11 protein-coding genes are annotated in these 12,319 nt (G+C 59.0%); 3 read left to right on the top strand and 8 right to left on the bottom strand.

Going from position 1 to position 12,319, the window contains the following annotated elements; translation table 11 throughout:
- Positions 1–150 precede the first annotated feature (150 nt).
- The 3 genes from M5J09_RS07830 to M5J09_RS13315 are packed head-to-tail and all read right to left on the bottom strand — an operon-like array spanning position 151 to position 1,609.
- Positions 151–489 carry a Fic family protein gene (locus M5J09_RS07830; protein WP_257157494.1) on the bottom strand — a complete coding sequence of 113 codons (339 nt, stop codon included), beginning with the start codon at positions 487–489 and terminating at the stop codon, positions 151–153.
- 5 nt (positions 490–494) lie between these two features.
- Positions 495–866 (bottom strand): hypothetical protein, encoded by a 372-nt coding sequence (locus M5J09_RS07825; RefSeq protein WP_257157493.1) that lies wholly within the window; start codon positions 864–866, stop codon positions 495–497.
- 17 nt (positions 867–883) lie between these two features.
- Positions 884–1,609, bottom strand: a complete 726-nt coding sequence (locus tag M5J09_RS13315; protein WP_374982110.1) for a helix-turn-helix domain-containing protein — start codon at positions 1,607–1,609, stop codon at positions 884–886.
- Between the two features lie 115 nt (positions 1,610–1,724).
- Here M5J09_RS13315 and M5J09_RS07820 point away from each other — a divergent pair, with 115 nt between their 5' ends.
- A complete protein-coding gene (locus M5J09_RS07820) occupies positions 1,725–4,253 on the top strand; it encodes a hypothetical protein (protein ID WP_257157492.1) in 2,529 nt (842 codons plus the stop codon).
- Between the two features lie 29 nt (positions 4,254–4,282).
- Positions 4,283–4,933, top strand: coding sequence for an MOSC domain-containing protein (locus tag M5J09_RS07815; RefSeq protein WP_257157491.1), 651 nt, complete (start codon positions 4,283–4,285; stop codon positions 4,931–4,933).
- Here M5J09_RS07815 and M5J09_RS07810 read toward each other — a convergent pair.
- Positions 4,917–6,467 (bottom strand): ATP-binding protein, encoded by a 1,551-nt coding sequence (locus tag M5J09_RS07810; protein WP_257157490.1) that lies wholly within the window; start codon positions 6,465–6,467, stop codon positions 4,917–4,919. The two genes, M5J09_RS07815 and M5J09_RS07810, sit on opposite strands and share 17 nt — an antisense overlap.
- A 239-nt stretch (positions 6,468–6,706) precedes the next feature.
- On the opposite strand from M5J09_RS07810, the gene M5J09_RS07805 reads away from it, so the two are divergent.
- Entirely contained in the window at positions 6,707–7,978 is a 1,272-nt protein-coding gene (locus tag M5J09_RS07805) for a Fic family protein (RefSeq protein WP_257157528.1), read from the top strand.
- Here M5J09_RS07805 and M5J09_RS07800 read toward each other — a convergent pair.
- From M5J09_RS07800 to M5J09_RS07785, 4 genes are all read right to left on the bottom strand, one after another.
- Positions 7,975–8,763, bottom strand: a complete 789-nt coding sequence (locus M5J09_RS07800; RefSeq protein ID WP_257157489.1) for a zeta toxin family protein — start codon at positions 8,761–8,763, stop codon at positions 7,975–7,977. The genes M5J09_RS07805 and M5J09_RS07800 overlap by 4 nt on opposite strands.
- A gap of 3 nt (positions 8,764–8,766) precedes the next feature.
- A complete protein-coding gene (locus M5J09_RS07795; protein ID WP_042532883.1) occupies positions 8,767–9,030 on the bottom strand; it encodes a hypothetical protein in 264 nt (87 codons plus the stop codon).
- A 30-nt stretch (positions 9,031–9,060) separates the two neighbouring features.
- Positions 9,061–10,470, bottom strand: a complete 1,410-nt coding sequence (locus M5J09_RS07790) for an aldehyde dehydrogenase family protein (RefSeq protein ID WP_257157488.1) — start codon at positions 10,468–10,470, stop codon at positions 9,061–9,063.
- Positions 10,471–10,615: 145 nt separating this feature from the next.
- Positions 10,616–12,103, bottom strand: a complete 1,488-nt coding sequence (locus M5J09_RS07785) for an NAD-dependent succinate-semialdehyde dehydrogenase (RefSeq protein WP_239179754.1) — start codon at positions 12,101–12,103, stop codon at positions 10,616–10,618.
- Positions 12,104–12,319: the final 216 nt, after the last annotated feature.

Here is a 12,319-nt window from a genome sequence, read left to right as displayed (position 1 = left end):
TTGCGCCCAGCAATCACAATCTAAAAAGCATCTCTACCAAGGCCCGCCGGCGCTCAGACAGATGAACGCCAGCGGGCCTTGTACTTTGCCGCGAACCTATCCCGACATGCTGTCCCTCGCAGTCAGCTCCACCAGAGCCCCACAGGAAAACTACTGTATCGAGGACTCCATCAAGCAGTCATACAGGAAGTCCATCAAGCTCGTTGCGTCATCGGTTCGAAACAGCTCATCGAGGGCAAGGTTGAATTCCAACCTTCTCGCATTCGGAATATTAAGTGCCGCGTAGCCATTGCTCATCAATAGCCCGGAGGCGACCAGCCGCGCGGTTCGTTTGTTGCCGTCGAAATAGAACTGACTACGAGTCGCTGAGCAGAAGTACGCGAGCGCCCTCTCAATCGGATTACCCAAACCTGCAAGGGAATCCACCAGGTCACCGTGCGCTTCACGGAGTTCGTCATCCGGATCAAACGGGACAAAGCCACCATCCATAAGCCTCACCCCCCGCCATCACCACGTACGCTTCCTTCACCACGGAAGAGGCCTGCATCCAGTGCTTCATTCCTGGCAACAGCATTATGTATTTTGTCACTCGTTGTTTTACTCACCGCGAATGAACCTTCTTTGACGAGTTCATGCAGCAGGTTAAATGCCTGAGACAAATCCAAAATCTGTTGCTGTTCCGCAAGCGCCTTGCCACCCACAGTGACGCCATCCAGCAAGGTACGGACTTCAGGGAGAGTGAATGTGTTGCCCTCCAGAGCAGCTGCATTCCACACGAGGTCGGGCAGCTGCCGGGTAAGCCGACAGAGTACACGCTCTGTACCTAGCTCAGGTACCTGCGGACGCTCACGCTTCTCCCAGCTCACACGGCTCGCCGCGATTCTCATTTCGTTTCACTTCCCGCATAGCGTTCTGCGTGCACGTCTATGTCAACTTGGAGTTCGGAAGCGTACTGAACCCCGCCGCTCACGCTCATATTGTCAAGCTCCCTTCCCGCGGCCGGACACAGCGTTACACCTCCGGCAATGGGGTCAGCGCTCAAGCGGACTCTCTGTGGAAGTGATGGCAGTATCGCAGCAGGATCTTCGCACCAAATTAGCGTCGAGCCGAGACGTCCTCCGCAACCGGGATACGGCCGCGGGCCATGTGCACGCGCGTACGTCCCCGACAGGGCCCAGCGTTGGCCCAGGGCTTGAGCAGCAGACGCTAGCGTGATGGGGTTCGTAGGCAAGAAGTGGCACGCGCCTGCGCGGCCATAAGGATTGGACGCCCACGCTGCTCGCTCTATCAACTGCAGAGGGGAAGCGTCATCGACTGGGACGTCCCCCCACTTTCTGAAGCGATTTATCCATTCAATTACTGCCGGAGAGTCGTCCTCGAGCTCCCCTAGAAGCACGCGAGCCGCCGTCGCAGCACTTGCGTTACTCATGCGCCTCACCGATAGAAAAACTTCATACCCGAGAACACATAAGACTTTATCCAGGGTTTCCAGGCTTGGCTGAGTAGTTCCCTGCAGCCACAAGTTGAGCGTATTTCGAGACACCCCGGTGCGCCGCGAAATATCGCTCAAACTAAGAGCGCTGTGTTTGAGGATTTCCACTGGGTCCATAGCACGAGAATAGCAAGGTGTCCTACCTTCAGGACAGGTGTCCTATCTCTAGGACATCACAGGCATCTACCAGCAACATGGCAACCACACCCCGCAGTGGCCTATGATGAGGTAAATGAGCGCGGAAATTTATTCACTTCCAACTACGCCACTGGTAGACACCGATCTTGTTGAGCAGGGTCCCCGCCTGTCGCTACGCCGAGGCAGCAATATCCTCATGCTGGAGCTGCCCGCCACCAATCCTGAGGCAGAGGTCACCGAGCCCCGCTGGGTTGTTCAATCCCATTTCATCGATCGCCCGCGTACGGTGCGTGAATTCGCCACGGAGGAACCGCTGGAGGTCGGCATTCCAGGCCCCTTTACCCGCATTACGGTAACCCTGCGGGACGGCGAGGAGGAGCTCATTGAGCCCACCACCTTCACCGGCATCACGGAGAAGGCGCACTTCATTGTCTATGACCGCACCACCCTCATCGCACCGCAAGGAACGTTGGAGGAGGCCGAACCGCTGGGCATCTGGGCTGGATGGGAGGTCGGCGCGCTGCCGGACCAGGTGACTGTGCCGCAGAGGGAACCGGTGGACGTCGCTAAGCACAGCGATTTCGAGTGGGACTTTAACGTCAGCATCCTTCCCAACGCCCGCGGTCTGGACAACGAGCCCGTTTTTACGCAATCTCCGCGCGTGCGCTTCATCGCAGAGGGGGAGTGGCGCATCGATCTCACCTACGCCCCGCTTGGCGGCGAGCAGGAAGAGATTTCGGAACAGACCTTCGAGGCCGGTATTGCCGAGCCTTTCCCCAGTGACCTCTATGAAGACCCCTGGGTAGGGCGCTACAAGGTGTCGCTGTGGCGCGACGCTGAGCTTGTCGACGTCCGCTTTATCTCCCTCGCCGAGGGCCTCCACATGCGCGCCACCAACGAGGGCCCGCGCGGCATGGATTTCCGCATCATCGATGCCCTTGGCGCTCACTCAGCCTTTAGCTACACGCTGGCCTCCCCACCGAAGAAGCCCATCGCGCTGGAGAAGGGCATGCGCACCTTCGAGGACACGGAAGTCTCGCGCCGCGAGGTGGTGGCCAGTGATGCCGGCTATGAGCTCGAGTTCGATGTGTGGCCGGAGGCCCTGTTTAGCCGCGTCAAGCGTATCGGCTTGGAGCCCACCGAGCACTCGGATAAACCGGTCATTCTGGCTGGTCAGCTCGATCAGGATGACATGTTCACCGTCCACTCGCCGCGCCCACTGCCGCTGGCCAAGTTCGTCACCATTGACGGCCGCCAGAAGATTAAGGAGCTGGCCCGTACCTCCAAGACCACGCAGGCTGTCACGAGCCTGGCAGTGCCGAATGCAGCGCTGGCGAACGCGGTGCGCAAGCAGCCTTCCGCCGAGCTCTTCCTCATGTGGTCGACCTTGTCCTACGAGGATTACCTGGATTCGCTGCCAGAGGGGGAGCGCGCCGCGCACGAAGCCCGCAGCCTGGAGCGGCGCATCGTGGAGTATGAGGCATCCGCTTCCACGAGCCTCATTTATGCCGCCCTGGCCACCGTCCGCAAGTCTCCGCTCGTGAGCCGTGGCCTGTTGGGGGAACAGGAAGTGATCATTGAGCAGAACGTCGAACCGCAGGTAGATTTGGTGGGCTGGGCCTGGCCATTGGCTACACCCACGGTAGAACCCACCCACCTCGAGCCGACAGAGCACGGTTTTAAACTCCCTGCCGAGTTGCTCGAGCACGGCTCAGCGCTTGTCGATGTCCGCGAGCTCACCCCTTCCTCCAACCTCACCGCCCCCGCTCGTCCATCCAGCGCCTCCATCGTTGTGACCCCGGAGGGCGCGGAGCCGGCGCGCGCGTCCAAGGACTGGACCCCGGAGGAGCTGTGGGGAGCTTTCCGCGCGCTGCACGTGCTGTCCCAGCGCAGCCCGAACCCGAAGCTGCAGGCCATGTTCGACAGCATCATCGACCGCCTCCGCGCTAACCCCGAGTCCGCCCTGCATGCGCTGGCCCAGACCGGCGTGAGCGTGAACCAGCAGGCTCGTTCCATCGCGCGTACCCGCCTGTTCCACTCGCCGCTCGAATCTGATTTGGAGACCAGCGCCGATAACTACCTGGATCTCCTCCTTGATCCTTCCGCCAGCGACAATGCCGAGCTCGCTGCCGTGCGTGAGACCGGCGCTGATGGGCTTACCCGCCCGATGCTCCTGGGCGCTGCCACCGTGCACAGCCCGACCCCCACGGTTGATGACCTCATGGGGGAGGCCGCCCGTGTCGCTGCGCTGCGTGAGTGTTTTGCCAACAACGGCGCCCTCGATGCCCTCGGCACTATTGAGCAGCTGCGCAAGGATGCCACTGCCCTCGCCTCCGTTGTGCAAAACGCCGGCGTGGACATGTCCATTAGCCACACCCTCGTGGCACTCGGCGCGTTTGCCAGCGGAAACACCGCCGATGAGCTCAACGCCGCCGCGTGGATGCCGTATATCTCCTATGCTTTTGCCTTGGCTGCGCGTGGTGCCGCCAATGACATCGTGATGGAAAGCCCCTTGCTCAAGGAGGATATGCCGATGCTTGCCGACGTCCTCCCCCTCGCCCCCCGCCTCTTTTTCTACGACCTCGTCACCGCGGAAGCTCTCTTCCACAATCGCGAGATGTAGTCACGTGAGGTGTGCCACAATGGGTGAGCATGAAGGTGATCTCCACGAACGTCGCTGTCCGCCGCCCGGAGCCGCATGGGCGGCACGAGTACACGGGCATCGATAAGCACCCGCGCCCACACCTCGACCTCGACATTCCCGGCCCCAACTACGGCGATGGCTCCGGGGTAGTAGGGGATTCCATCGGGGATCACGCGCACCACGGCGGCGCCGACAAGGCCGTGTATGCCGTAGCGCGCGAGGAGCTTGACTATTGGGAGGGCGAACTTAACCGCGTGCTGCGCAACGGCTATTTCGGCGAGAACCTCACGACTGAGGGCATTTCCTGGCCTAATGTCCTCATCAACCAGCAGCTTCAGATAGGGGAGTGCGTCCTCGAAGTCTCTATCCCGCGCCAGCCCTGCGCCACGTTCTCCGGCTGGATGGATGAGCCCGGCTGGCTCAAAACCTTCACAGACCGCGGTGATTGCGGCGCTTACCTGCGCATTATCACTCCTGGACGCATCACCCCGGACGACGATATTTCCCTCATTGGCCGCCCCGACCATGACATCACCATGGGCATGGCCTTCGCCGCCAAGATGGGGGATAGGGACCTAGCCCAACGCGTTGTCGACGCCGGCTGCCTCGCCCCCGTCCACCACGACCAGCTGGTCAAGCGCCTCAAATCCCGCGGCTAGCTAGCCATTCATAGGTTGTTGCTTGCGAGCCGCGCGTACCATCCATGCGCACCAATTGTGCTTTCACCAGTGACTTCAATGCATAACGTACTTGCGCTCTAGTGAGGCTTGTGGCTGTTTCGATTCCGCCAATGGTCAGCGGTTGTGCCGCCGTGCGCAGCGCCTCCGCTACGCGCGGCGCGTTAACTCCCAGGCCATCCAAGTCCACGGGTGCATCCACTCGTCGTTCCGGGTCGGTGAGTGGTTCCTCCTTGTGTAGTGGCTCCCAGGTGCGGGCCTCTCCACGCGTGTCCGGCCGCCACATCTTCACCGTAAATTGCACTCCAGAATCTATCAGGTCAGGCTCCGGTAATCCTTGCTCGCGCGCGGCATCCAGCATGAGCTGCACACCGCCGCCTTCGCCTTCAATGACAAAAGTGCCATCGTCTGCTTTGAGATATCGGCACAGTCTGTAGAGGCGCTGGTTAATCTCTTGGCGCGCAAGGTCTCTCGACTTGAGCTGCTCAACCGTCAGATCCCTAAGGCCCCCTGGGCTGGAGATGACCATCTTGTCTGGAAGTAGGCGGACATCAATCGATTTACCCGCACCCAACGTATTGGGCCCAAGATCTCGATGCACCAATGCATTCGCCACGGCCTCACGAATGGCTGAAAGGGGAAGCTCAGGAACTTCCACCATTGATCCATCGTCTCGATATCGCCGTACGGCGGCTAGTCGTTGCCTTACCCAACCCATGACCGAGTTCAACAGCACCGGAATGGGTCCCTCGAAGGTCTCCAACCCCAACACTCGCCCGTGCTTCGAACCATTTGGTAGCCTTTGCGCCACCGTTACTGCTAAAGAAGGAAAATGTCCTTGGGGATAGAAACCCAGCGCATACAGGCCAGCAAGCGTCACCTCTCCAGTCGCGGTCGTCACCGCTAGCGCCCGTAAGACGTCCTCGTCTTGAGCAAGTCCCGATAGTCGCCGATTCTTCCTCCGCGCCTGAACCAAGAAATCTTGCACTACGTCGCTATCTAGATCTGCAAGGCTCGTGCCCTCCACAATCGTCGTGTCATAAGACACTGCCTCTTCAGCATGCAGCTTCGCAACGTCCATCATGCGTAGCTCGGAGGCACTCATACGGTAGTCCCCATCAGCCATTCGTAGATATGCTTCTCCCCTATAGAGAGCTGGTTTATCCGTGACCGGCAATCCCGTCACCTCCGCAATCACAACATGCGTACCGTCTATTGCCACACTGGCGGTATGCACCGTGACTGGGGGAGTGATTGCATGACGAGCTTGCGAGGCCACTGCAGCCTCCATATCCGAAGGATTCTCAATGCCAGTAACAATGAACCCTTCCTTCTCATTGACACCGAGAATGATAAGACCACCACTTGGCATGTTTGCAAACGCACACAGGGTGTGCGGTAGAGAGTCTGGAATACCCCCCTTAGCGGTTTTGACCTCGACTGTTGTTGAATCACCCCCACGCAACTCGAGCTCAGCCAATAGCTCCCGCAGCTGATTCTCGGACCAATTGTTCACCTTGAATACCCGTCCTCAATGATAACAATGACAGTTCAATGCTAACTTTTCCTGCCCTCAATGACAATAGTTCTCACTGATCTTCTTATTGAGATTGTCATTGATGTTCTCATTGAGGCCGTTTTTCTTCTTTGAAAACTCGAATTTTTAAAGGTTATCTAGCGCCCAAACCCCAATGAGTGGTTGGATAAGAGTTATCCAACCACTCATTTACTGTTTGCCGAATGGATAACCTCTACATGCCCGACTACGTTACCGAGAACTGGATCCCCGAATCAGGCTCCGGCCTGCCCCGACGCGATAAGGCTGGAGGCCCTTTTCTGGTCTATGTTCCTGACCATCTTGCACGTAAGGCGTGGACTTTTTCCCCAGAGCTCACCAGCCGAGCAGCACGTATCGAGCGTGAGATTTTGAGGCTCAACCGCCATACGGCTTCAGGCCAGTTGGAATCTGTGGCCCGATTACTCATGCGTTCTGAAGCGATTTCTTCCTCACGCATCGAAGGTATTGCGCCCAACGTAGACAAGGTTGTCCTCGCGGAACTCGCCCAAGAGGAGGAAGTCCGTGGCTTTAAGGAAAGTGCGGAAGAGGTTGCCCGCAACCTCACCGTTCTGCGTTCCATTGAGAAGAGCTTTGCAACCGAACCGACAATCTCCGTCGAGCTTCTAGAAAGGCTTCAAAGAGAATTGATGGGGGAGAATGGCTCCATTCCCACTGGACTTCGCACTATTCAAAACTGGATCGGAGGAAGCAACCACACACCCATTGGTGCCGAGTTCATCCCAGCTCCCCCACGTCTAGTCCATGACCTCGTGGACGACTTATGTCTTTACCTCGATGGCGCTTCGCATGGGGCTCTCATCCAGGCCGCAATTGCTCACGCTCAGTTCGAAACGATTCACCCATTTGCAGACGGCAACGGGCGCGTTGGCCGTGCTCTCATTCATGGGATTCTTCTGCGTCGTGGGCTTACTGAGTACACCATTCTGCCGGTAAGTCTCGTCCTCGGTACGTGGTCCACAAGGTACGTTCAAGGATTAACGGCCTACCGCAAGGACAACGTCGACGAATGGCTCTCCATTTTTCTGGATGCTGCCGAAGAAGCCGTGAAACAGGCTCGCCTCATCGCTGACGATCTCGCGAGAATCCAGTTGGAGTGGTTTGCTGCCGTCGAAGACACCCGCCGGAAGGATGGGATGCAGCGCGCTCTTCGCGCAGACTCTTTAGAAGCCACACTGCTGAGAAGCCTTCCTGCGTATCCCATCGTCACGGTCAGGTCCATCCAGCGTCTCTATGGAATCACCCCTGGAAATGCACGAAAGGCCTTAGACCGGCTAAGCGGTGCCGGAATTCTACGCACCAAGGTGATTGCCAAGAACGGCGGCCTTGGATACTACGCGGACGACATCCTCAGCCTGCTCGACCTCGCAGACCGCCAGCTCGCCAGCAGTCGGTTCGATACGAGGCTCTCACCGCCTACCGGGCGCGCAGTTCCACAGGCACAGTCTTAAAGCCCGCGGATACGCTCAGCGTCAGCCACGAGGTTCTTCGTAAGCTTCTCCGCTTCAAGGCCAGTCAAGTCACAGCTGTCGAAGCGGGCCAGCCAGTCAGCACGAGTGGCGGGGGAGTCGAACCAGTTTGCGCGCTCAGCCTCAATATCCTCGATGCCGCTTAAGGTGCGGCCGTCGCGGGTGCGGATCTCGAGGTCGTCGACAAGCGGCGCAATCGCTTGAAGCCCTGGGACGATGGCCTTAAAGCCCGACGTGTGGGAAACCTCATTTGTCCAACGCGGGTAGCGGCTCACGCGCTGCGCCTCCAGGTAGCGCTGGACGACACCAAGCCTGGAGACCTCCTGCGCCACCGCCAAGCCCACGACCCTCACGCGGAAACCCGCGGAGCGAAACTTGGCTATCTCACCCGCGATGAATTCCGGGTTGGACAGCGTGTTCTCAATGATGAGGGAGTGCCCATGCTGCCGGCCATACTCAATCAGCGAGGACATCCAATAGGGGACTGGGCCATTAGTGAGCACGTCCATGCGCAGGGGATCGCGACCCATGATTTCGTCAAGGGCTGGATGCAATTTGCGTATCTCATCGGAGTCAAGGACCGTGTGGCCATTTTTCACGGATTCAATGGCTGTTGATTTGCCTGACGCTGGCTGCCCCGCCACATAAATGACTTCTGGAACAGACGGACTGTGAGCATTCGATCGGCCAAAGTAGCTGGCTTGCAGAGTATTAAGCCGTTGCTCCATAACTTGTGGATCAACGGGGAAATCAGCGGCGGACAGCATAGGTTATGCCGCTTTGTGCTCGGTGGAGAGAGCTTCGAGCCGTTGTGCAAAGAGAGCCGCAGCGGCACGGATGGCTTCGATGTCGGTTGAATCAACCCCACTGACCATGTCTTCTACGAGCCAGTTCTGACGAATCCACCACTGGGATTCAACATCGTTGCCTGCTTCAGCAGCCCTAGTGAGGTATGCAGCTTTCAGCGAGGACGCAACCTCCTTCATGGCGTCGAAGGCTGCGTACTCGATCTCCGGGACTTTGGCGGTGCTCATGGCGCTAAGAATAGCAGCGCCGGGCCGGTTTTAGCCGTTGATGATCTGCGGGTAAGCCAGGCCCTTGAGGCCCTCGGTACCGAACTCCACGCCGTAGCCGGAGGACTTGATACCGCCGAACGGCACGCGCGGGTCGACGGCACCGTGACCGTTAATCCAGGTGGTTCCTGCCTCTAGGCGCGCGGCGACGTCCAGAGCACGCTCGCGGTTGGAGGACCACACGGAGGAGCCCAGTCCCACATCGAGCTTGTTTGCCTGCTCGATGGCCCAATCCAGGTCCGTGTACTTCACAATAGGAAGTGCCGGACCGAACTGCTCCTCGACAACCAACGGGTTGTCTGGGTCGATGTCGGCCACCAGGGTGGTGGGGTAGAAGTAGCCCGGCGCGTCATAGTCCGGGTCGCCGCCCAGCAGAACGCGTGCGCCGGACTCCTTGGCAGCGTTGACGAGCTTGTCGACGATGTCGAACTGCTGCTTGTTCTGCAGCGGGCCGAGGACATTCTCTTCTTCCAAGCCCACGCCCATCGGGGAGGCCTTGGCCACCTCGACGAGGGCTTCGCAGACGGCGTCGTACAGCGATTCCGGCACGTAGACGCGCTTCATCGCAGCACAGGTCTGGCCGGTGTTGATGAACGCGCCCCAGAAGAGATCGCCGGCGATGTCCGTTGGGGAGGCGTCGTCAAGCACGATGCCGGCATCGTTGCCACCGAGCTCCAACGTGAGGCGGGTGAGGTTCTCGGCGCTGGCCTCCACAATCCTTTTGCCGGTGGCAGTGGAACCGGTGAACATAATCTTGTCGATATCCGCGTGTGCCGTCACCGCAGCGCCGACCTCACCATCACCGGTCACGACCTGCAACACTCCTTCCGGCAGCACAGTGTTGATGACCTCAATGAGCCCCAGCACAGAAAGTGGGGTGTACTCAGAAGGCTTAACGACGACCGCGTTACCCATACGCAGCGCCGGTGCAATCTGCCAGATGGTGATCATCATCGGCCAGTTCCACGGACCAATCGCACCAACAACGCCGAGCGGACGGTAATTCACTGTGGCAGTGATGTCATCATCAACGGCCGTGTAGTTCGGGTGCTCGAAGGACGTGGTCGCATTGAGCCACCCCGAGCATGCGCCCACCTCGAAACGAGCGTTCGGGCCGTTCAGAGGCTTGCCCTGTTCACGGGAGAGCAGTTCAACGAGTGCCTCTGCATTGGCATCCACAGCCGCGGCTGCCTTGGTGAGCAGCTCGCACCGCTCTTCGTCGGAAAGCTTGGCAAACTCCTTTTGTGCCTTAACCGCAGTCTCCACCGCCGTATTGAGGTCCTCCACGGTACCTTCCGGGGCATGGCCAACAACCTCCCCGGTTGCCGGGTTGAGAATCTCGCGGCCGTTCTCATCCGTGATGGCAGCCAGCAGGTCGGAATAGTTAGCGAACTGGGTCATGAGGTTCTCCTAGACAATCTAGTGCAGTCGTTTTAAACATGTTACCCATGACACAGCCACTGTGGTTCTAGTCAGTGCGGTTCCAACGACAAAGCCGGCGGTCACCACCTCATCGGGATGGCGTCCGCCGGCTTAGCAGGAGGACTTAGGCATTCGCGTACGGGTCACGCATAGCGATGTACTGCAGCGAGGTGTATTCAGCAATACCCTCGGCGCCGCCCTCGCGGCCCATGCCGGACTGCTTGACGCCGCCGAACGGGGCAGCTGCGTTAGAGATAACTCCGGCGTTGAAGCCCATCAGGCCAAACTCCAGACCGTCGCCGACGCGCCACATGCGGTCGGAGTCCTCGGTGAAGACGTAGGAGGCCAGTCCATACTCCGTGTCGTTTGCGATGGCGATGGCTTCCTTTTCGTCGGAGAAGGTCAGGATCGGAGCGATCGGGCCGAAGATTTCCTCCTGAGCCACGCGCGCATCGCGGGAGACGTTTGTCAGAACAGTAGGGGAGTAGAAGTAGCCCTTGCCCTCACCCGGCTTGCCGCCGACGAGAACCTTAGCGCCTTTCTCCACGGCGTCATCGACCAGAGCCGTGACGTTGTCGAGCGCCTTCTGCTCGACCAGCGGACCACAGGTCACGCCCTCATCGAGGCCGTTACCCACCTTGAGCTCACCAATACGCTTGGCAAACTTCTCCGCGAACTCTTCGGCCACAGACTCGTGGACAATGAAACGGTTGGCAGCAGTGCAGGCTTCACCGATGTTGCGCATTTTGGCGCCCATGGCACCTTCGACAGCCTGGTCCAGGTCGGCGTCGTCAAAGACGATGAAGGGAGCGTTGCCGCCCAGCTCCATGGACGTGCGCAGCACATTGTCGGCAGCGGCCTTGAGCAAGGTCTTGCCCACCGGGGTAGAGCCAGTGAAGGAGATCTTGCGGAGGCGAGAATCGGCCATAATCGGCTCGGAGATAGCGGACGCGGACTTACCGGACACTACATTGACCACGCCTGCCGGGACTCCGGCATCGATCATCGTCTGTGCAAAATACTGCGTGGTCAGCGGCGTCAGCTTGGCAGGCTTTACTACCATGGTGCAACCAGCGGCGATGGCCGGCGCAATCTTGCGGGTCGCCATGGCCAGCGGGAAGTTCCAGGGGGTGATGAGAAGGCACGGGCCCACCGGCTTGCGGCGAGTAATCATGCGCAGGGTGCCCTCCGGCGCCGGCAGGGTGCGGCCGTAGTCGCGGACGGCTTCCTCACTGAACCAGCGAAGGTACTCAGAGCCATAGGTAACTTCACCATAAGACTCAGCCAATGGCTTACCCATCTCCAAGGTCATGAGAGTGGCAAACTCGTCCTTACGTTCCTGGACCAGTTCAAAAGCGCGGCGCAGCAGCTCAGACCGCTCGCGAGTAGAGGTGCGTGCCCACTCTTCCTGGACTGCACACGCAGCATCCATAGCCTTCTTCGCGTCCTCAGACGTTGCAGAAGCGAGTGTCGCGATGATCTCTCCGGTAGCTGGATTCTCCACATCAAAGGTGGACCCATCCGAGGCATCCACCCACTCGCCATTGATAAGCAGGCCGGTCGGAACCTTGGCCAGCAACTCGTCAACATTGACCTTCTTGTTTTCGCTCATGAGTCTTTTCTACTCTCCTCGAGTGAATTTGTCTGCCAGTTGAGTGACTACTCCCCAGGCAGTACAAATCGACCATTTAACCTGCACGGACAGTGGAATTTTCTACATTCGCACTACACCCCAAAGGGCTACCCCCGCGGGGATAATTCGGAAAATTCGCTAGTTCACCGTGTGCGTTTCTACACTACGTTTCACGTGAAACTTTATCGGCCTACC

Source organism: Corynebacterium sp. BF-R-2 (assembly GCF_024586525.1).
Taxonomy (GTDB): Bacteria; Actinomycetota; Actinomycetes; order Mycobacteriales; family Mycobacteriaceae; genus Corynebacterium; species Corynebacterium singulare.
This window is presented reverse-complemented; position numbering and strand designations above follow the sequence as displayed.